The organism is Streptomyces sp. NPDC031274, from assembly GCF_055570235.1.
In genome coordinates, this window is the sequence record NZ_JBVIHP010000028.1 from 22,744 (window position 1) to 42,468 (window position 19,725).

The window sequence follows — 19,725 nt, forward strand, 5'->3', positions numbered from 1 at the left end:
GACCATCTCCATGAGCGGATCACGCAAAGACGACCATGTGCGGCTCGCGGTCGCCCAGCACGAAACAGTCGGCGAGACCCCAGCCGACCCGACGGCACACCCACCCAGCCAGTTCGACGAAGTGCACTTCGTCCACCACGCTCTGGCCGGCACCGACCGGGACCGCGTCTCACTGCGCACCCGGTTCGGCGGACTGGACTGGCCCGTGCCCCTCTACATCAACGCCATGACCGGTGGCAGCACGAAAACCGGCGAGATCAACCGCGACTTGGCGATCGCCGCCCACGAGACCGGGGTGCCCATCGCCACCGGCTCCATGAGCCCCTATCTCAAAGATGCCTCCACAGCCGGCACCTTCACCCCACTGCGCGAACACAACCCGCAAGGCTTCGTGATGGCAAACGTCAACGCCACCACCACCCCGGAACAGGCGCGCCGAGCCGTCGCCCTGTTGGACGCCGATGCCTTGCAGATCCACCTCAACACCGTCCAGGAAACCGTCATGCCCGAAGGAGACCGCTCCTTTGGCCACTGGCCCGCGGGCATCGAGAGCATCACCACGGCCGTCGACGTTCCGGTCGTGGTCAAGGAGGTCGGCTTCGGCCTCAGCGGCCAGACCGTCTCCCAACTGGTCGACCTGGGCGTCCACATCGCCGACGTGGCCGGACGCGGCGGCACCAACTTTGCCCAGATAGAGAACGGGCGCCGCCCGCAGGCCGACTACACCTACTTGGAATCCTGGGGACTGAGTACGCCGGCCGCCCTGCTCGACGCACGCGGCCACGGCCTGCCGCTGCTCGCTTCCGGAGGAATCCGCCACCCCCTCGACGTCGCCCGGGCCCTAGCCCTGGGAGCCCACGCCGTGGGCGCCTCCGGAGGCTTCCTCGCCACCCTCCTCTCCGGCGGGGTCAGCGCCCTCATCCAGCAGATCACCAACTGGCTGGAACAGCTCACGGCCCTCATGACGCTCCTGGGAGCCCACAGCCCGGCCGCTCTCACCGACTGCGACGTCCTCGTGACCGGATCCCTGCGCCAATTCTGCGACCAACGCCATATCGACAGCCCCAGCCCCCACGGAGAGCGCCGATGAATGACCAACCCACCCTGACCAAGTCGACCGCAGCGCACATCCCCACGCGCTGGATCGGCCCGCTGCGCGTGTCCGGAAACGTGGCCACCACTGAAATCGAGGTGCCCCTGGCCACGTACGAGTCGCCGCTGTGGCCGGCCGTCGGCCGCGGCGCGCAAGTGTCCAGGATGGTCGAGAGCGGCATCACCGCCACCCTCGTGGACGAGCGCATGACCCGCTCCGTCCTCGTCGAAGCGGACACCGCCGCAATCGCCCACGCCGCTGCCCGTGCCGTACACGGCCGCCTCGATGAACTGCGCGCCATCACCCGCGCCACCAGCCGGTTCGCCGAACTGCTGAGCGTGCGCGAAGAGATCGCCGGCTCTCTGCTCTTCTTACGCTTCGAGTTCAGCACGGGAGACGCCTCCGGTCACAACATGACCACCCTCGCCGCGGACGCCCTGCTCGGCCACCTCCTCGAGCATGTGCCCGGCATTCGCTACGGATCGATCTCCGCCAACTACTGCACCGACAAGAAGGCCACCGCCATCAACGGCATCCTGGGCCGCGGCAAAAACGTGATCACGGAAATCCTCATCCCCGAGCGGATCGTGACAGGGCGTCTGCACACCACGGCTGCGCAGATCGCCAAACTCAATACCGACAAAAACCTGGTGGGCACGCTGCTGGCCGGCGGCATCCGCTCCGCCAACGCCCACTACGCGAACATGCTCCTGGCCTTCTACCTCGCCACTGGCCAAGACGCCGCCAACATCGTGGAAGGCTCCCAGGGCGTCACCCTCGCCGAAGACCGCGACGGCGACCTCTACTTCTCCTGCACCCTGCCCAACCTGATCGTCGGCACCGTCGGCAACGGCAAAGGCCTCGACTTCATCGAGGAAACACTCACCACCCTCGGTTGCCGCGAGGAGCGCACCGCAGGCGACAACGCACGCCGCCTCGCCGTCCTGGCCGCGGCCACCGTGCTCTGCGGTGAACTGTCACTGCTCGCCGCCCAGACCAATCCGGGCGAACTCATGAAGGCCCATACCCGTCTCGAACGCCTCGCTGGAGGGCACCATGCCCACTGACCGCGCCGTAGGCATCCACGACCTCTCCTTTCGCACAGGCAGCCTCGTCCTCACCCACGCCGAACTCAGCAAGCACACCGGCGCCAGCGTGGCCAAGTACCACCAGGGCATAGGCCAGCAGGCCATGAGCCTGCCCGCCGCCGACGAGGACATCGTCACCATGGCTGCCGACGCGGCGGCGCCGATCATCGAACGCCACGGCACCGACCGCATCCGCACGCTCCTCTTCGCCACCGAGACATCCATCGACCAGTCCAAAGCAGCCGGCGTGTACGTCCACTCGCTACTCGGCCTCCCCTCACACATCAGGGTCGTCGAGCTCAAGCAAGCTTGCTATGGAGCAACCGCGGCCCTCCAGTTCGCGGCCGCCCTGGTCCAACGCGAGCCCGAGCAGCAGGTCCTGGTTCTTGCCAGTGACGTCGCCCGCTACGACCTCGACAGCCCGGGAGAGGCCACCCAAGGGGCCGCCGCAGCAGCCATGCTGGTCTCAGCCGACCCTTCCCTCGTCGAGATCAACACCCCATCCGGCCTCTACACACACGACGTCATGGACTTCTGGCGCCCCAACTACCGCGCCAACGCTCTCGTCGACGGGAAGAAGTCCATGACCGCCTACCTGTCGGCAGTCGATGGCGCACGGCGCGACTACCAGGCACGCGAGGGCCTTCCGATCGAGAAGATCCGCACCGTCTGCTACCACCAGCCCTTCACCCGCATGGCGTTCAAAGCCCATCGGCACCTCCTCGACGGAGCGGGCGTCGAAACCGACACCGCAGCAATCGATGACGCCATCGCACCCACCACCCGCTACAACGAAATCATCGGCAACAGCTACACCGCATCCCTCTACCTCGCCCTCGCGGCCCTGCTGGACGGAGACGACGAACTCGACGCGGCAACACTCGGCTTCTTCAGCTACGGCTCCGGAAGCGTCGCCGAATTCTTCACCGGCCGAGTCGTTCCGGGCTACCGCGCCCGGCTCCGCACCAGCGCGCACCTGGAGGCGATTTCACGACGCCGCCCCATCGACTACAACGCCTACCGCCACTTGCGCACACAGCCCCTGCCCAACGACGGAGCCCAGCATCGTCTGCCCCACCAGACCTCGGGATCATTCCGTCTCAACGGAATCGAGGACCACCAGCGCATCTACGAGACAGTCCACGCATCCGCCGACATCGCGTAGCCCAAGGGCACGCCGCCACCCGGCTCCCACCGCCCGACAAGAACCCGCAGCCCCACCCCGGATGCAAGCCCGGCCGCGCGGGACAGCATCACGAGAAGCTCACGTGCCAACGCGGCAATCCGGCCGAGAGGAAACCATCGAAGCCAGCACAACCGGGATTCACCCAACCGGGTTGCGCCCACAAACGACAAACGAGGAGGAGTCTGCCATGCGCTCGAGCCAAACGGTCCCAGGAGCCGGCACGATCCAGCCGCCGGAGGGGGATCCGACCAAGACCGGCATGACATCCCAACACCCCAATGCCACCACCCTGCGCGCCGTCTACACCGATCTGCGCACCATCGGACGCTACTGTGCCCCGACCATCGCTCTCCATCCGGCACATCACACCCGATGCGACACCGGAACCCTCCTGGGGCTCGACGCCGCGATCGCACACGAGCAAGCCCTGTTCAGCCTGACCCACGACACCGTGGTGATGGAACTGGAGTACGTCGCCGCCAACGACCACTACGGCGTGGCCATCGGCCTGATGCACGCGGAAGAACCCACCCCCGTCCAGGTGCCGTTCTGTGGGGTATGGCAGTTCGACGACCAAGGACGACTGGTCGAGCACTGGGAACATGACACCGAACCCACCGCGTTCACAGCCCTCACACCCGACATCTGACCATGACGCCGCGTCCGTCGCGCCGGGGCGTGGAGGCGACCATCACGGCGACGCTCGCCGGCGGCCGGGGCCCCGCGTGTCGCGGAACCCCGGCCGGTCTGACGGGAACGCCAGGCTCAGGCGCGGGCGGGTGCCTGCTCGGTCGGCGCCGCTTTCTCGGACGTGGCGTCGTCGCTGCCGCGCAGAGCGGGGATGAGGCTCGCGACGGCGGCCGATACGAGTGCCACACCGCAGCCGATCATGAGGCCCGTGCGGAAACCGTCCTCGGAAGCGAGTGTGTGGCCGCCCAGGGTCATCGTCATCTGCGCGAGGACGACACCGATCACTGCCGACCCGATGGTGGTGCCGAGCGAGCGCATCAGGGTGTTGAAGCCGTTGGCCGCGGCCGTCTCGGAGACGGGGACCGCGCTCATGATCAGAGCGGGCATGGAGCCGTAGGCGAGGGCGACGCCGCTGTTGATGACGATGCCGACGATCATCAGGCCCCAGGCGGTGCCCATGAGCGGCAGTGCGATGCCGTACCCGACCGCCATCACGAGGGCGCCGCAGATCAGGGCGAACTTGGGGCCGCGTGCGTTGATGAGCTTGCCGCCGAGCGGGGAGATGAGCATCATCATCACGCCGCCGGGCGCCATCCACAGGCCCGCCGCCAGCATCGACTGGCCCAGGCCGTAGCCGGTGGCCTCGGGGAACTGGAGCAGCTGCGGCGCGATCAGCATGAAGGCGTACATGCCGACACCGATGAGGATCGAGGCGGCGTTGGTGAACAGCACGCGGGGGCGGGCGGTGGTCCGTAGGTCGACCAGGGGGTCACGGGTACGCAGTTCGTAGAATCCCCACGCGGCGAGCGAGACGACCGCGAGGGCGAGCAGGCCGAGGGTGCTGCCCGAGGCCCAGCCCCAGTCGCCGCCCTTGCTGATGCCGAGGAGCAGCGAGACCAGGCCGATGGCGAGGCCGATGGCGCCCGGCGCGTCGAAACGCTGGCCCTTGGCACCGGCGGGGACGTCCGGGACGACGAAGAAGATCAGGGTGCCGATCATCAGGGCGAGAGCGGCGGCACCCCAGAACAGCACCCTCCAGTCCGCGTACTGGGCCACGGCCGCGGCCAGGGGCAGGCCGATGGCGCCGCCGATGCCCATGGACGCGCTGACCAGGGCGATGGAGCCGCTCAGCTTCTCCGCAGGGACGACGTCGCGTAGCAACGCGATGCCGAGGGGCACCATGCCCATGCCCATGCCTTGCAGACCGCGCCCGACGATCATCGGCACGACGGACGAGGCGAGCGCACAGACGACCGAGCCGATGACGAGGGGCACGGCGCAGACGAGCAGCATGCGCCGCTTGCCGAACAGGTCGCCGAGGCGCCCGGAGACCGGCACGCACACGCCGGCGACGAGCAGGGTGACGGTGACCACCCAGGCCGCGTTCGACGCGCTGGTGTCCAGGATCTGCGGCATCTCCGCGATCAACGGGGTCACCAGCGTCTGCATGACCGCGGCGACAGTGCCCGCCAAGGCGAGCGTGGCGACGACTGCGCCTGATCGAGCGGTCGGCTGGGGACCGTCCATGGTGGAGCTCCTCTAGGAAACGTCTCTACGAAACATCGGCAAGGTCCATATGCGCCGGGAAGCGCCATGTGCATAGTACACACTACGTGGCCCAGCCATATTGAGTGGTTGATGCATATAGTGGGGCTCGGGGAATGTGCGGGAGCCACGACGCGGAGGGATGTCACGTGAGCAGGGCGGAGCAGGCGGCGGACCGGGTGGAGTTCGAGCAGATGCTGATGGGCCGCTACATGCATCTGCACAAGAGCAAAGGGCGCCGGGCCGGCGGTGTCCTCGACCGCAGCGCCTACATCCTCCTCAGCCGCATCCGCACGCAGGGCCCGATGTCGATCAGCCAGCTCGGCGACGCCTTCGGCCTCGACGTCTCCACGCTCAACCGGCAGACCGCGTCCGCCATGCGCGCGGGCCTCGTCGAGCGCATCCCCGACCCCGAGGGCGGCATGGCCCGCAAGTTCCGCATCACCGAGGAGGGCGAACACCGCCTCGACGAGGAACGTGCGTACATCGTCGCGAGCCTGGGCCGCATCATGACCGACTGGCCCGAGGAGGACATCGCGGCGTTCGCCGACTACCTCCAGCGCTTCAACGCGGGCATCGAGCGGCTTTACGGCATGCCCTGGCCGCGTCCACAGAAGGAGCCCTCGTCAGTGGTGAACTGACGAGGGCTCCGGGCTCCTCGGACGCCTCTGCCTCAGCGAGCCGTCACATCGGACGCCTTCCAGCGCTGGTTGGCGCCGGAGTTCGGTGTCCACGTCGTGACGGCGGCTCCGTCGTGCGTGGCCTGGCCGCCGACCTCCAGGAGCCGGCCGGTGGCCGCGTTGACGAGGGTCCAGGTGCCGTCACCGGTCGTGGACATGATCCACTGGGCGGCCTTGCCGCGCGGCCCGGTATCGGGCTCGACCACCGGGGCGCCGTCACGGACGGCAAGGCGCTTTCCCTCCGCCCGGTCGGTGAACACGTACCGGCGCTTGTTGCCGGTGTCACCGCTGATCTCCCGCAGCCGCCACTGCTGTCCCGCCGTGTCCGCGGCGGTCTTGACGACCAGGCCGGTGCCGTTGTCGGCGACGGTGAGCTCCTTGCCGCTCTGGGCTCCGGTCAGCTCGTACGTGTGGTCCTTCTTCAGCAGGGCGGCGTCCTTCGCGACCCCCGAGACACCTTTGACGAGGAACGAGGTCACCGACTGGGCGGGCACCTCGAAGGTGGCCTTCTTGCCGCTGACGGCGAGGGGAGCGTGCCGTTCGAGCTTGCCCTCGGCGCTGGTCACGACGGGTGTGACGGTGGCCGAGCCGCGCACGCGGTCGAACTTGGACAGGTCGACCGTGACCGTACGCGCGGCGGTCGTGCTGTTGACGTGGACGACCGTCGCCGCGTCACCCTTCCGGGACACGGCGGCGGCGCTGGAGGTGTCGTCGACCTTGACGAGCCGGTCGCCGGGCTTGATGAAGTGGGTGAAGTTGCGGGCCGTGTCGAACTTGGTGTTCGTCCGGATCGGGCAGGTCTCCAGCGTGTCCTTGGAGGTGCAGCTGAACGGCAGCTGGATGCTGCCCCAGTTGCCGCCCTTGGCGGACTCGCCGCCCGGCTTCATGTTGTCGTAGTCCTCCACCGGCTGCCAGAACACCCAGGCCTTCGGCTCCAGTTCACGCAGGTCGTCGACCATCCGCTGGGCCATGCCGAGCCCCGGCCGCATGTCGTCGAAGTCCTGCCCGTCGCCCCAGTCGCCCTCGACCTCGCTCATCCACAGCGGCTTGTCCGCCGCCTTGGCCAGGTCGCGCACGCTGGTGCGGCCGTCGGTGCCGTAGGTGTGGACGTTCATCTGGCCGACGGCGTCCCTCACCTCCTGCGGGTAGGTGTTCCAGTTCCGCGTGAAGGTGGTGGGGTTGGTCTCGTCCATCGCGGAGATCTCCGCACCGGTCCTGGATTTCGCGAGTGCCGGGTCGAGCGCCTTGATCACCTTCTGCTGGAGCTCGGGGCCGATGTGCGCCCCTTCCTGGCGGCCGCCGACCGGCTCGCCGTCCTCGCCCAGGCGAGTGCCCCAGTAGTCGGTGTTCGGTTCGTTGAACGGATCGAGGGTGTCGACCTTGATGCCGTGGGCCTTTTCGAGCCGCTCGGTCGCGCCCACCAGGTAGGAGGCGAAATCGTCGACGGAACCGGTCTTGAGCTGGTCGGTGCCCGCGTCGAAGTTGCCCGAGACGTAACCGCTCTCGGTCATGAACCAGGGCGGCGAGTTGCTGAACGTCTCCCAGTGGTCGACGTCCTTCTTGATCCGGTCGACCCACCAGCGCTGGGTGGCGTCGGCCTTCGGGTTCCAGTCGGCCTTGTCCGCGGCGCTCCACCAGTCGGTGTCCTCGCGGGTGGTGCCCGCGGGGGCCTTCCACCAGCCCTCCACCGCGCCGCCTGGGCGCAGATAGTCCTTGACGTCGGGGGCGTTGCCGCCACCGATGTTGTAGCGGGCGATGTTCAGGGCGAGGCCGTCGTCGCCGAAGAGGAGCCGGGCCAGCTTCTCGCGTATCTCCTTGGGGTAGTCGCCGGTGGCGTTGGCGAACCAGACCAGGCTCGTGCCCCAGCCCTCGAACTTCTCGTGCTGGTAGGAGGGGTCGGGCCGGACGGTGACGGCGGCGGAGGCCGCGGCGGCCGGCTGCGGCGGTGCGGTGAGCAGCGCCGCCCCGGTGGCCAGGGCGGTGATGCCGACGATGCCCATGAGTCGTCTGTTGCGGGTGCGAGGTGCCAACGTGTGCTCCCAACGTAGGTGCGCTTCGAGGCCGTGCCGTCCCGCACGCGAGCAGGACGGCACGGCCCTCCGACGGGGTGGCGCTGTACAGGAGGGGGTGGTCTCGGGGTTGGTGTCAGAGGCTGGTGTTCGTCTGTCGCAGGACGGCGACTTCCCTTGGCGGCAGGACGAGAGCGCCGTCGGCGGCGTCCCGGGCGCCGCCGACCAGGACGTCTCCGGCCAGCCCTGGCAGCGGCACGGTGTCGTCCGTCCGGTTGACCAGGAACAGGTAGCGGCTCTCGGCGTCGCGGCGTACGGCGAGCTCGACGTGTCCGCGTGCGGGGGCGGGCAGTTCGCTGTCGACACCGGCCGGGGCGAGGAGCCGCGGCAGCAGAGTGGTCAGGCCGTCCCTGCCGAGCCGGGTGGAGACGTACGCCGCCGAACCCCGCCCTGCCGTACGGCGGGTGACGGCGGGCCGCTCGGCGTAGGCACCGGTGCTGTACCGGGCGAGCACCTCCACCTCCGCTCCTGTGACGTCGATCCGGTCGGTCCACACCGTGCCCGTGGTGGCGTTGTCCAGCGCGACCGTGTCGTCGTCGAGCAGCGGCCCGAACTCCTCCACACGGATGCCGAGCAGGTCGCGCAGCGCTCCGGGATAACCGCCGAGCCAGATGTGGTCGTTCTCGTCGACGATGCCCGAGAAGTAGGTGGTGACCAGATGGCCGCCGCCCTCGACGTAACGCGTGAGGTCCTTCGCGAGAGCCTCGGGGACCACGTGCAGCACGGGCGCGATCAGGACGTCGTACGGGGCCAGGTCGTTCCGCGTGGTCACCACGTCGGCGCGGATGCCGAGGGCCAGGAGCGCGGAGTACCAGTCGAGGGCCTCTTGGTGGTAGTCGAGGCGGGAGGTGGGATGCGAATCCTGCTCGCTGGCCCACCACGAGTCCCAGTCGAACAGGACGGCCACCCGCGCCGCCTCGCGTCCGGCCCCCGCGACGGGCGAGAGCTCCCTCAAGGTCTGCCCCAGACCGGTCACCGCACGGAACAAGTCGCTGTCGGCTCCGGCGTGCGGCACCATCGCCGAGTGGTACTTCTCGGCACCGGCCGCCGACTGGCGCCACTGGAAGAAGCACACGGCGTCGGCGCCGTGCGCGACGTGCAGCAAGGAGTCGCGGGCGAGGTCGCCCTCGCGCTTGGCCAGGTTGACCGGCTGCCAGTTGACGGCGCTGGTGGAGTGCTCCATGAGGAACCACGGGCGGTGGCCCGCGAGGGAGCTGGTGAGGTTGGCGGAGAAGGACAGCTCGTCACGGGCCTGCGGCCCAGGCACGACGTAGTGGTCGTTCGAGACGAAGTCGACCTCGCCCGCCCAGTCCGCGTAGTCCATGCCCTTGGTACCGCCCATCACCATGAAGTTCGTGGTGACGGGCACCTGGGGGGTGAGTTCGCGCAGCACGTCACGCTCCGCCCGCAGATACTCCTTCAGCGCGTCCGACGAGAACCGCTTGAAGTCCAGCTGCTGGGTGGGGTTGGGGTGCGAAGCGGCGAGCCGCGGCGGCAGGATCTGCTCCCAGTCGCTGTAGCGCTGCGCCCAGAATGCCGTGCCCCAGGCGTGGTTGAGGCCGTCGAGCGTGGTGTAGCGGGTGCGCAGCCAGCCGCGGAAGGCACGGGCCGCGTCGTCGGAGTAGTCGTAGATGTTGTGGCAGCCGAGCTCGTTCGAGACGTGCCAGGCCACGAGCGCGGGGTGGTCGGCGTAGCGCAGGGCCATCTCGCGCACCAGGCGCAGCGCGTGGTCCCTGAAGACGGGGGAGGTGGGCCGCCAGTGCTGCCGCGCCCCCGGCCACACCGTCTCACCGGACGCGGTCACCGGAAGGATCTCCGGGTGCGCGGCGGTGAGCCAGGGCGGCGGGGACGCGGTGGCGGTGGCCAGGTCGACGCCGATGCCGCCCGCGTGCAGGAGGTCCATGACCTCGTCGAGCCACGCGAAGTCCCAGGTGTCCGCGGCAGGTTGGATGCGGGCCCAGGAGAAGATCCCCACGGAGACGATGTTGACGCCGGCCTCGCGCATCAGCCGGACGTCCTCCTCCCAGACCGCGCGCGGCCACTGCTCGGGGTTGTAGTCGGCGCCGTACGCCAGCCTGGGCGTGACGTCACCGTCCGGTCCGCGCAGCAGCCGGGACGGGAGGGTGGGGGGCATGGTGGTCCTTCCGGTGTGTTGCTCGGATTGCTTCGGATCGCTTCGGATCACTGGGGATGCACAGAGGCGCGGCCGGGAAGGCCACGTCACTTCTGGACGCTGAAGCCCTGCTCGTTGCCGTACTTGACGGAGGCGTCCTGCCAGGACTTCAGGCCCTTCGACAGGGGAGTTCCGGAGACGTAGGCCTTGCCCGCGGTGTCGTTGAAGACCGAGTTGGCGTACACCTGGTAGGGCAGGTACTTCCAGTCGTCGGCGACGTTCGCCGCGGACTGTGCGAAGACCTTGTTGGCCTTCTGGCCGCCGAAGTACGGGAACTCGGTGTTCTGGAACGCCTTGGACTGAAGGTCCTTGGTGGTCGCCGGGAAGGCGCCCTCCGAGATGCGGGTCTGCACGCCCTTGCCGGAGTTGGCGTACTCGACGAACGCGTAGGCGAGTTCTTTGTTCTTGCCGAGCTCGGGCAGGGCGAGCGAACTGCCGCCGTTCTCGGCGCTCGCCTTGTCGCCCGCTGTCCACTGCGGCAGCGGCGCGGCGCGCCAGTCGCCGGAGGCCTCCTTCACGCCGGAGGCGAAGTTGGCGGGCATCCAGGCGCCGGAGGGCAGGGTCGCGATGGTGCCGTCACCGAAGGCCTTGTACCACTCGTCGGTCCACGGGTTGATCGGAGCGATCAGCTTCTCGTCGATGAGCTTCTGCCAGGTCTCGGTGTAGGCGCGGGCGCCCTTGTCGGAGAAGTCGATGCCCACCTTGGTGCCGTCGACCTTGTACGGGCGCGCACCGGCCTGCCACAGCAGGCTGGTCGTGAGGCCCGCCTCGCCCGTGTCGCTGGTGATGTACGCCTTCGGGTCGGCCTTGTGCAGCTTGCGGGCGGCCTGGAGGTACTCGTCCCAGGTCGTCGGCACCTCGATCTTGTGCTTGTCGAAGACCTTCTTGTTGTAGAAGAGGGCCATGGGGCCGGAGTCCATCGGCAGGGCGTAGACGCCCTCACCGGACTTCACCGCGTTCCACGGACCCGGAGAGTACGAGTCCTTCAGCTTGTCCGCGCCGAAGGGGGCCAGGTCGGTGATGGACTTGGTCAGGGCGTACTGGCTCAGGGCGTAGTACTCGACCTGCGCGACGTCGGGGACGCCCTTCTTCGCCGAGATGGCGTTCTGCAGGGCCGTGTACTGGTCCTTGTTGGTACCGGCGTTCACCAACTCGACGTCGACGGCGGGGTGCTCCTCCTCGAAGTCGGCGACGACCTTCTTGAGGGTGGGCTCCCACGCCCACACCTTGACCTTGCCGCCCTTCTTCAGGGCCGCCTCGATGTCCGCGGCCGAGACCTGCTTCTGGCCGGAGCTGTCGTCGGAGCCGCCGCAGGCGGTCGCCCCCAGGGCGATGGCGCAGACGAGACCTATGCCGCGCAGCAGGCGGCGGGTGTTCTGGGGCATGGGGATGCTTCCACTTCTTCGTGGGCTACGAGGGGATCTGCGAGAGGGAATCCGCAAAAGGGAATCCGCAAGGGGCGGGGCCAACCGGCAGGCGGGCGCCAAGGGCGCTACTCCTTGACGCTTCCGGCGGCCAGTCCGGACTGCCAGTACTTCTGGAGCAGCAGGAACGCGGCGATGAGCGGCAGGACGGTGATCAGCGAACCCGTGATCACCAGGTGGAAGACGGGATCGCCGCCCGCTGTCGCTGCTTGGGCGTTCCAGCTGTTCAGGCCCAGGGTCAGCGGATACCAGTCCGGGTCCTTGAGCATGATCAGCGGCAGGAAGTAGTTGTTCCAGGTCGCGACCATCGTGAACAGCAGGACGGTCACGGTGCCGGGCGCGAGCAAGGGCAGAGCGACCTGGAAGAAGGTGCGCAGCTCGCTCGCCCCGTCGATGCGGGCGGCCTCCATCAGCTCGGTGGGGATGGCCTCGGTGGCGAAGACCCACATCAGATAGAGGCCGAAGGGCGAGATGAGCGAGGGGATGATGACCGCCCAGGGAGTGTCCGTCAGGCCCATCTTGCTGAACATCAGGAAGGTGGGCACCGCCAGAGCCGTACCGGGCACGGCGACGGCACCGATGACGACGGCGAACACGGCGCGCTTGCCGAGGAAGTCGAACTTCGCGAGGGCGTAGCCGCCCAGAACCGCGAGGAAGGTGGCGCCCCCGGCCCCGACGACCACGTACAGAAGGGTGTTGAGGAGCCAGCGGGTGAAGACGCCGTCGTTGTACGTGAAGGTCGTGCTGATGTTGTCCCACAGGGCGAAGTCCCCGCCGAACCAGAGGCCGAACGAACCGGCGAGCCCCTCCTGGGTCTTGGTCGCGCTGATGACCAGCCACAGCAGCGGTACCAGGCTGTAGAGCAGGACGAGGCCGGTGAGCACGGTCAGCAGCACGCTGCGCCGGGGGCGGCCCGCGCTGTGCGGGCGGGACGCGCGGACGCGGGGTGTGCGCAGGCGGGGTGCGGCGCCCGGAGCGCGGGCGGGCGCGGGAACGGTTCGGGAAGCGGTGGTGACGGGGCTGCTCGGTCCGGTCATCGGGTCACGCTCCCTTGCGCATGCCGCGCAGCTGGACGGCGTAGGCGATGACCATGGTGATCAGGCCCATGACGATGGCGACCGTCGCGGAGTAGTTCTGCTGCTGGCCCGCGAAGGACAGCGAGTACGTGTAGAGGTTCGGGGTGTAGTCGGTGGTGATGGAGTTGCGCGCCAGGTTCTGCAGGATGCTCGGCTCGTTGAAGAGCTGGAAGCTGCCGATGATCGAGAAGATCGTCGCGATGACCAGGGCGCCGCGGATCGCGGGGAGTTTGATGGCCGTGATGACGCGGACCTGACCGGCGCCGTCGATTTCTGCGGCCTCGTACAGGGAGTGCGGGATGACGCGCAGCGCGGAGTAGAAGATCAGCATGTTGTAGCCCACGAACTCCCAGGTGACGATGTTGCCGATCGACGCGAGGACCAGTGAGGGCGAGAGCGGATCGGGCAGCGAGACGCCCAGGGCGTCGTTGATGTCGCCCACGAGCCCGAAGCGTGTGCCGTACATGAAGCCCCACATCAGCGAGGCCACCACGGCGGGCACGGCATAGGGCAGGAAGACCGAGATCCGGAAGAAGTCCTTGCCGTACAGACGGCCGCTGTCCAGGGCGAGCGCCACGAGCAGGGCGATGCCCAGCATGATCGGGACCTGGACCGCGAGGAACAGCGAGACCCGCCCGAGCGACGCCCAGAACTGGCCGTCGCCCAATGCCTGTTGGTAATTGTCGAGGCCCACGAACGTGGTGCCGCCGATGAGTTGGTCACGGAAGAGGCTGAGGTAGACCGAGTAGGCGAGGGGAGCCAGGAAGACCAGGGCGAAGACCGCCACGAAGGGGCCGATGAACCCCCAGCCCGTCCAGGAGCGACGGTTCCGTGGTGCCGGTGGTCGGGAGGCACGCCGCTCCGCGGCTCCCTGCGGGTGAAGCGTCGTCATGTCGTTCCTCGCTCGTCCATCTCGGAACCGGCGTCACGTGTCCTGATGTTTGCGTAAACATGTGTCAACACGGCGGTGTGACAGGCGCGTATGCCGAGCGCCGCAGGGTGTTATGTTTACGTAAACATTCGGTGGCGGAATGTCTACACTGCCTCGATGGCGACGGTCAAGGGTCGGCCGAGAAGCCGAGACGGCTCCCTACACACCCGGCGAGGGAAACAGTGCAAGCAGCAGACAGCACCCCGGTGAACGGCGCCCCCGGGGAACGGGCCGCGCGCCGCGGGCAGAGCGCGTCCATGGCCGACGTCGCCGCTCTCGCGGGCGTCTCCTCGCAGACCGTCTCCCGTGTCTCCAACGGGTATTCGGGCGTCACCGAGGAGACCCGGCAGCAGGTGCTCGCCGCGATGAAGGAACTCGGCTACCGGCCCAACAGCGCGGCCCGTGCCCTCAAGCGCGGCGAGTTCCGCACGATCGGCCTGATCACCTTCACCCTCTCCACCACGGGCAACGTACGCACCATCGACGCCATCGCCACCTCCGCGGCACAGGAGGGGTACGCCGTCACGCTGCTCCCCGTCGCCGTCCCCACGCAGGACGAGGTGCGGGGCGCCTTCTCCCGCCTCGGGGAGCTCGCCGTCGACGCCGTCATCGTCATCATGGAAGTGCACCTGCTCGACGCGGCCGCCCTCTCCCTGCCCCCTCATGTCCAGGTCGTCGTGGCCGACTCGGACGCGGGGGACCGCTACACCGTGGTCGACACCGATCAGGCGGGCGGCACCCGCGACGCCGTACGGCACCTGCTCGACCTCGGACACCGGACCGTATGGCACCTCGCGGGGCCCGAGGACTCCTATGCCGCGCAACGCCGCGCCGACGCCTGGCGGGCGACGCTCGTGGATGCCGGGTGCGACCCGCCGCCGCTCGTACGCGGCGACTGGTCGGCGGAGTCCGGATACCGGGCCGGGCTCGGCATCGCGGACCAGGAGGAGTGCACGGCGGTGTTCGCCGCCAACGACCAGATGGCCCTCGGCCTGCTGCGCGCCCTGCACGAGCGCGGCCGCAAGGTGCCGGACGACGTCAGCGTCATCGGCTTCGACGACATCCCCGAGTCCGGCTCCTTCCTGCCGCCCCTGACGACCGTCCACCAGGACTTCGCCGAAGTGGGGCGCCGCTGCGTCGAGGGGGTCCTGCGGCAGATGCGGCAGAGCGCGCCGGAGCGCGGCACCACGCTGGTGCCCACCCGGCTCGTACAGCGGCAGAGCACCGCACCGCCACCTTCGCGCTGACCCTCTTCTCGTCCGCTGATCGCGCGCTACCGACCCCAACCGGGGGAAGGTGGGAAGGCGAGAACATCGTTCGAGGCCGGAGAGGTGCTCATGGACAGCGGCGAAGACGCGCAGGGGCTGCGCTGCCTGGTGACCGGGGCGACCGGTTACATCGGAGGGCGCCTCGTTCCCGAGCTGCTCGACGCGGGGCACCGGGTGCGCTGCCTCGCCCGCACGCCGAGCAAGCTGCGCGACTACCCGTGGGCCGGGCGGGCCGAGGTGGTGCGGGGCGACGCGTCCGACGCCGATTCGGTCGGCGCCGCCCTGCGGGACATCGACGTGGCGTACTACCTCATCCACGCGCTCGGCACCGGATCCGGCTTCGAGGAGACGGACCGCGAGACGGCCCGGATCTTCGCCGAGCAGGCCCGAGCCGCGGGCGTCCGGCGCATCGTGTACCTGGGCGGCCTCACCCCCGAGGGCGTCCCGGAACAGGAGCTTTCGCCGCATCTGCGCTCACGGGCCGAAGTGGGCCGGATCCTCCAGGAGTCCGGCGTACCGACCACCGTGCTCCGCGCCGCCGTGATCATCGGCTCCGGCTCCGCGTCCTTCGAGATGCTGCGCTACCTCACCGAGCGCCTGCCGGTCATGGTCACGCCGAGCTGGGTGCGCACCCGGATCCAGCCGATCGCCGTGCGCGACGTCCTGCGCTACCTCGTGGGCAGCGCCACCATGCCCGACGAGGTCAACCGGGCCTTCGACATCGGCGGCCCCGACGTCGTCACGTACCGCGACATGATGACCCGGTACGCGACCGTGGCGAAGCTGCCCCACCGCCTCATCCTGCCGGTTCCCATGCTGAGCCCCGGCCTCTCCAGCCACTGGGTCGGCCTGATCACCCCCGTACCGGCCTCGATCGCCCGGCCGCTGGCGGAATCACTGCGGTACGAGGTCGTCTGCCACGAGCGCGACATCGCGCGGTACGTTCCCGACGCACCCGGCGTCCCGATCAGCTTCGACAAGGCGCTCGCACTGGCCCTCGAACGCGTGAAGGACGCCCAGGTCAGCACCCGGTGGTCGTCCGCCTCGCTGCCCGGCGCCCCCAGCGACCCGCTGCCCACCGACCCGGACTGGGCCGGTGGCAGCCTCTACACCGACCGGCGGGAAGAGATCGTGGACGCCTCGCCCCAGGACCTGTGGCGCGTGGTGGAAGGCGTGGGAGGCGACAACGGCTGGTACTCCTTCCCGCTCGCCTGGGCCGTGCGCGGCTGGCTGGACCGGCTCGTCGGCGGAGTCGGGCTCAGACGGGGCCGCCGGGACGCCCAGCGGCTGCGGGTGGGGGACTCGCTGGACTTCTGGCGGGTCGAGGAGATCGAACCGGGACGGCTGCTGCGGCTGCGCGCCGAGATGCGGCTGCCGGGCCTCGCCTGGCTTGAGATGTACGCGGATCAGGACGAGAAGGGCCGCACCCGCTACCGGCAGCGGGCGCTCTTCCACCCGCGCGGCCTCCTCGGGCACGCGTACTGGTGGAGCGTCTCGCCGTTCCACGCGCTCGTCTTCGGCGGCATGGCGCGCAACATCACACGTACGGCCGAACAGCGCTCCGCCAAAACCGCACAGAAAACGTGACCCACCGGCAATCCGACGACGCACCGGCTCCGAATCACCTCTGAAGGCGACCAGCGTCCAGGAGGATCACCGGGTGAACGAAGTAGCGCACATCAGCGGGGCCCCCTCGGCGGGCCCCGATCTGGCCGAGCTGTTGGGCCGGGTGGCCCGCGGCGACCAGGAGGCTTTCGCCTCGCTGTACGACGGGGTGTGCTCTCCGGTCCTGGGTGTCGTGCGCACGGTGCTGCGCGATCCCGCCCAGTCCGAAGAGGTCGCCCAGGAGGTGCTGGTGGAGGTGTGGCGCTCCGCCGCGCGCTACCGGCCGGACCGGGGGAGCGTCATGAACTGGGTGCTGACGATGGCGCACCGCAGAGCGGTGGACCGCGTGCGTTCCGTCCAGGCGTCGGCCGAGCGCGACCACAAGGCGGCGCTGCTCGAACGCACACCGGCCTTCGACGAGGTGAGCGAGCAGGTCGAGTCCCGCCTGGAGCGTGAACAGGTGCGCCGCTGTCTGCGCAATCTGACCGAACTGCAACGGCAGTCGGTGACCCTCGCCTACTACCGGGGGCTGACCTATCGGGAGGTCGGCGAGCTTCTCTCCGTACCCCTGGGGACGGTCAAGACCCGGCTGCGCGACGGCCTGATCCGCCTACGCGACTGCCTGGGGGTGAACGCGTGAGCGCCGCCGATCTGCACACGATGACGGGCGCGTACGTCCTGCACGCGCTCTCGGACGAGGAGCGCACGGAGTTCGAGCGGCATCTGGAGGCCTGCGAGGCCTGCGCCCAGGAGGTACGTGAATTGGCAGCGACAGCCGGGCGCCTCGCCCGTGCCGTGTCGGTCGCCCCTCCGGCCCACATGAAGGCCGAGGTGCTGCGGCGGGTCGCCACGGTACGCCAACTGCCGCCGCACACGCCCGCGCCGGGGAAGAGCGCCGGTGGCAACGGCCGCGGACGGCAGTTGTCCCGCTTCGCCCTCGCCGCGTGCCTGGCCGTCGCGGCGGGTTTCGGCGGGATCGCCGTGTGGCAGCACCAGCGGGCCGACGAGGCGGGCACCCGGGCGCAGGAGGCTCAGGAGCAGTCCGAGAAGCTGGCCCAGGTGCTCGCGGCACCGGACGCCAAGGCCTCCACCGGGCGGCTCTCCGACGGGGCGACCGGCACGGTCGTGGTGGCCAAGAGCCTCAACCAAGCCGCCTTCGTGGCGGCCAAGATGCCCGAGCCGCCCTCGGGCAAGGTCTACCAACTGTGGTTCAACGACGAAGGGACGATGCGGTCGGCCGGTCTCATGAATCCGGCCCGCGGCACCGAAGCCGTGCTGCTGGAAGGGCCGGTGGACAAGGCCTCCGGCATGGGCATCACCGTGGAACCGGCGGGCGGCTCCGACAAGCCGACGTCCGACCCCCTGGCCCTGATGAATTTCCCCTCGGCGTGAGCAGCCGCAGCCGCAACATCAGCAGCAGCTTGAACAGTCGCAGCAACAGCATGAGGAGCCGCAGAAAGTGACCGTATCGATCGTCCTGTTCACCTCCGATCTGCGCCTGCACGACAATCCGGTGCTGCGTGCCGCGATGCGCGACGCGGAGCGGATCGTCCCGCTGTTCGTGTACGACGACGGGGTGCGGGCCGCGGGGTTCGACGTGCCCAACCGGCGTGCCTTTCTCGCCGACTGCCTTCAGGACCTGGACTCGGGGTTGCGGGGGCGCGGCGGTCGGCTCGTGATCCGCAGCGGTGACGTCGTCGACCAGGTCTGCCGGGTGGTGAAGGAGACCGGGGCACAGGGGGTGCACGTCGCGGGCGGGGTGAGCCGGTATTCGACGCGGCGCGAGGAGCGGCTGCGGACCGCACTGGAGGACACCGACTGCCGCCTTGTCGTGCACGACGCGGTCATCACCGCTGTCGCTCCGGGGGAGTTGCTCCCGGCGGGCAAGGATCATTACGCCGTGTTCACCCCGTACCACCGGCGCTGGACGGCAGCGGGCGTACGGGACGTCGTGGCCCCTCCGCGCAAGGTGCGGGTCCCCGACGTGGCATCGGAGAGCGTGCTGCCGCGTGCGGAGATCACCGGCGTCTCGCCGGGACTCGACGCGGGCGGCGAGAGCGCCGGACGCCGGCGGCTGCGGGCCTGGCTCGCCGGTGACGTCACGGAGTACGAGGACGGTCAGGACGACGTCGCGGGCGATGCCACCTCACGGCTCTCGCCCCACCTGCACTTCGGCACCCTGTCGGCGGCCGAAGTCATCCACGGGGCGTCCCGCGAGGGCTCGTCCGGGGCGCAGGCGTTCGTACGGCAGCTGGCCTGGCGGGACTTCCACCACCAGGTCCTCGCCGCCCGCCCGGACGCCGCCGCGCAGAACTACCGCCCGCGCGGCGACCGATGGCGTACGAACAAGAAGGAGATCGCCGCCTGGGTCGAGGGGCGCACGGGCTACCCCTTCGTGGACGCGGCGATGCGACAGCTGAGCCATGAGGGCTGGATGCACAACAGGGCGCGGTTGGTGGTGGCGAGCTTCCTCACCAAGACGCTCTACGTCGACTGGCGGGTGGGCGCCCAGCACTTCCTGAGCCTCCTGGTGGACGGCGATGTCGCCAACAACCAGATGAACTGGCAGTGGGCGGCGGGCACCGGGACCGACACCAGACCCAACCGGGTCCTCAACCCCGTGATCCAGGGCAAGCGTTTCGACCCGCGCGGCAGCTACGTACGCCGCTGGCTGCCCGAACTCGCCGATGTCCCGAACCGGTACATCCACGAGCCGTGGAAGCTCCAGGGCCAAGGCCGGGCGGACGCTGACATCGACTATCCCGACCCGATCGTCGACCTGGCCGAGGGCCGGGGGCGCTTCGAGCGGGGCCGCGACGCCCGAGAGGCGTGGGGCGGGGGTCAGCAAGACGCGGGGGGGGGGCGTCCATAATCAGGTCAGCAGGGGTCGGCCAAAG

The 19,725-nt window shown here is 69.3% G+C and carries 16 protein-coding genes; 10 read left to right on the forward strand and 6 right to left on the reverse strand.

What is annotated here, in order from left to right; all coding sequences use genetic code 11:
• Positions 1-10: 10 nt before the first annotated feature.
• The 4 genes from fni (at position 11) to ACZ5CR_RS34815 (ending at position 4,016) form a co-directional block, all read left to right on the forward strand.
• Positions 11-1,090, forward strand: coding sequence for a type 2 isopentenyl-diphosphate Delta-isomerase (fni, locus tag ACZ5CR_RS34800; RefSeq protein ID WP_468865038.1), 1,080 nt, complete (start codon positions 11-13; stop codon positions 1,088-1,090).
• Positions 1,087-2,160: a hydroxymethylglutaryl-CoA reductase gene (locus ACZ5CR_RS34805; RefSeq protein WP_468865041.1), complete on the forward strand. Its 1,074-nt coding sequence runs from the start codon at positions 1,087-1,089 to the stop codon at positions 2,158-2,160. Before fni ends, ACZ5CR_RS34805 begins: the two co-directional genes overlap by 4 nt.
• Positions 2,150-3,346: a hydroxymethylglutaryl-CoA synthase gene (locus ACZ5CR_RS34810; RefSeq protein WP_468865044.1), complete on the forward strand. Its 1,197-nt coding sequence runs from the start codon at positions 2,150-2,152 to the stop codon at positions 3,344-3,346. The genes ACZ5CR_RS34805 and ACZ5CR_RS34810 overlap by 11 nt, the downstream gene beginning before the upstream one ends.
• Before the next feature lie 208 nt (positions 3,347-3,554).
• A complete protein-coding gene (locus tag ACZ5CR_RS34815; RefSeq protein WP_468865046.1) occupies positions 3,555-4,016 on the forward strand; it encodes a nuclear transport factor 2 family protein in 462 nt (153 codons plus the stop codon).
• 116 nt (positions 4,017-4,132) lie between these two features.
• On the opposite strand, the gene ACZ5CR_RS34820 is transcribed toward ACZ5CR_RS34815, so the two are convergent.
• Positions 4,133-5,584, reverse strand: coding sequence for an MFS transporter (locus ACZ5CR_RS34820; protein WP_468865049.1), 1,452 nt, complete (start codon positions 5,582-5,584; stop codon positions 4,133-4,135).
• A gap of 212 nt (positions 5,585-5,796) precedes the next feature.
• Between ACZ5CR_RS34820 and ACZ5CR_RS34825 the strand changes: the two genes are divergently transcribed.
• On the forward strand, positions 5,797-6,243 hold the full coding sequence (locus ACZ5CR_RS34825) for a MarR family winged helix-turn-helix transcriptional regulator (RefSeq protein WP_468865232.1): 447 nt from the start codon (positions 5,797-5,799) through the stop codon (positions 6,241-6,243).
• A 32-nt stretch (positions 6,244-6,275) separates the two neighbouring features.
• Here ACZ5CR_RS34825 and ACZ5CR_RS34830 read toward each other — a convergent pair whose 3' ends face one another.
• The 5 genes from ACZ5CR_RS34830 to ACZ5CR_RS34850 all read right to left on the reverse strand — a co-directional run bounded on the left by ACZ5CR_RS34830 (position 6,276) and on the right by ACZ5CR_RS34850 (position 13,916).
• A complete protein-coding gene (locus ACZ5CR_RS34830) occupies positions 6,276-8,312 on the reverse strand; it encodes an RICIN domain-containing protein (protein ID WP_468865051.1) in 2,037 nt (678 codons plus the stop codon).
• A gap of 115 nt (positions 8,313-8,427) precedes the next feature.
• Complete coding sequence (locus ACZ5CR_RS34835) at positions 8,428-10,485, reverse strand: beta-galactosidase (protein WP_468865054.1); 2,058 nt, start codon at positions 10,483-10,485, stop codon at positions 8,428-8,430.
• Positions 10,486-10,571: 86 nt separating this feature from the next.
• Entirely contained in the window at positions 10,572-11,909 is a 1,338-nt protein-coding gene (locus ACZ5CR_RS34840; protein WP_468865056.1) for an ABC transporter substrate-binding protein, read from the reverse strand.
• A gap of 107 nt (positions 11,910-12,016) precedes the next feature.
• Positions 12,017-12,985, reverse strand: coding sequence for a carbohydrate ABC transporter permease (locus ACZ5CR_RS34845; RefSeq protein WP_468865059.1), 969 nt, complete (start codon positions 12,983-12,985; stop codon positions 12,017-12,019).
• 4 nt (positions 12,986-12,989) lie between these two features.
• Complete coding sequence (locus ACZ5CR_RS34850) at positions 12,990-13,916, reverse strand: carbohydrate ABC transporter permease (protein WP_468865061.1); 927 nt, start codon at positions 13,914-13,916, stop codon at positions 12,990-12,992.
• 296 nt (positions 13,917-14,212) lie between these two features.
• On the opposite strand from ACZ5CR_RS34850, the gene ACZ5CR_RS34855 reads away from it, so the two are divergent.
• The 5 genes from ACZ5CR_RS34855 (at position 14,213) to ACZ5CR_RS34875 (ending at position 19,700) form a co-directional block, all read left to right on the forward strand.
• Entirely contained in the window at positions 14,213-15,202 is a 990-nt protein-coding gene (locus ACZ5CR_RS34855) for a LacI family DNA-binding transcriptional regulator (protein ID WP_468865234.1), read from the forward strand.
• 90 nt (positions 15,203-15,292) lie between these two features.
• Positions 15,293-16,810, forward strand: coding sequence for an SDR family oxidoreductase (locus ACZ5CR_RS34860; protein WP_468865063.1), 1,518 nt, complete (start codon positions 15,293-15,295; stop codon positions 16,808-16,810).
• Between the two features lie 73 nt (positions 16,811-16,883).
• Positions 16,884-17,468, forward strand: coding sequence for a sigma-70 family RNA polymerase sigma factor (locus tag ACZ5CR_RS34865; protein ID WP_468865066.1), 585 nt, complete (start codon positions 16,884-16,886; stop codon positions 17,466-17,468).
• Entirely contained in the window at positions 17,465-18,220 is a 756-nt protein-coding gene (locus ACZ5CR_RS34870; protein ID WP_468865068.1) for an anti-sigma factor, read from the forward strand. The genes ACZ5CR_RS34865 and ACZ5CR_RS34870 overlap by 4 nt, the downstream gene beginning before the upstream one ends.
• 67 nt (positions 18,221-18,287) lie before the next feature.
• Positions 18,288-19,700 carry a cryptochrome/photolyase family protein gene (locus tag ACZ5CR_RS34875; protein WP_468865071.1) on the forward strand — a complete coding sequence of 471 codons (1,413 nt, stop codon included), beginning with the start codon at positions 18,288-18,290 and terminating at the stop codon, positions 19,698-19,700.
• Positions 19,701-19,725: the final 25 nt, after the last annotated feature.

What these genes read in the sequence shown, in the direction of transcription:
- ACZ5CR_RS34855 (WP_468865234.1), top strand. Translation starts at nt 14,213, where the DNA reads ATGGCCGACGTCGCCGCTCTCGCGGGCGTCTCCTCGCAGACCGTCTCC.
- ACZ5CR_RS34835 (WP_468865054.1), bottom strand. Translation starts at nt 10,485, where the DNA reads ATGCCCCCCACCCTCCCGTCCCGGCTGCTGCGCGGACCGGACGGTGAC.
- ACZ5CR_RS34810 (WP_468865044.1), top strand. Translation starts at nt 2,150, where the DNA reads ATGCCCACTGACCGCGCCGTAGGCATCCACGACCTCTCCTTTCGCACA.
- fni (WP_468865038.1), top strand. Translation starts at nt 11, where the DNA reads ATGAGCGGATCACGCAAAGACGACCATGTGCGGCTCGCGGTCGCCCAG.
- ACZ5CR_RS34805 (WP_468865041.1), top strand. Translation starts at nt 1,087, where the DNA reads ATGAATGACCAACCCACCCTGACCAAGTCGACCGCAGCGCACATCCCC.
- ACZ5CR_RS34825 (WP_468865232.1), top strand. Translation starts at nt 5,797, where the DNA reads ATGCTGATGGGCCGCTACATGCATCTGCACAAGAGCAAAGGGCGCCGG.
- ACZ5CR_RS34850 (WP_468865061.1), bottom strand. Translation starts at nt 13,916, where the DNA reads ATGACGACGCTTCACCCGCAGGGAGCCGCGGAGCGGCGTGCCTCCCGA.
- ACZ5CR_RS34815 (WP_468865046.1), top strand. Translation starts at nt 3,555, where the DNA reads ATGCGCTCGAGCCAAACGGTCCCAGGAGCCGGCACGATCCAGCCGCCG.
- ACZ5CR_RS34840 (WP_468865056.1), bottom strand. Translation starts at nt 11,909, where the DNA reads ATGCCCCAGAACACCCGCCGCCTGCTGCGCGGCATAGGTCTCGTCTGC.
- ACZ5CR_RS34820 (WP_468865049.1), bottom strand. Translation starts at nt 5,584, where the DNA reads ATGGACGGTCCCCAGCCGACCGCTCGATCAGGCGCAGTCGTCGCCACG.
- ACZ5CR_RS34860 (WP_468865063.1), top strand. Translation starts at nt 15,293, where the DNA reads ATGGACAGCGGCGAAGACGCGCAGGGGCTGCGCTGCCTGGTGACCGGG.
- ACZ5CR_RS34845 (WP_468865059.1), bottom strand. Translation starts at nt 12,985, where the DNA reads ATGACCGGACCGAGCAGCCCCGTCACCACCGCTTCCCGAACCGTTCCC.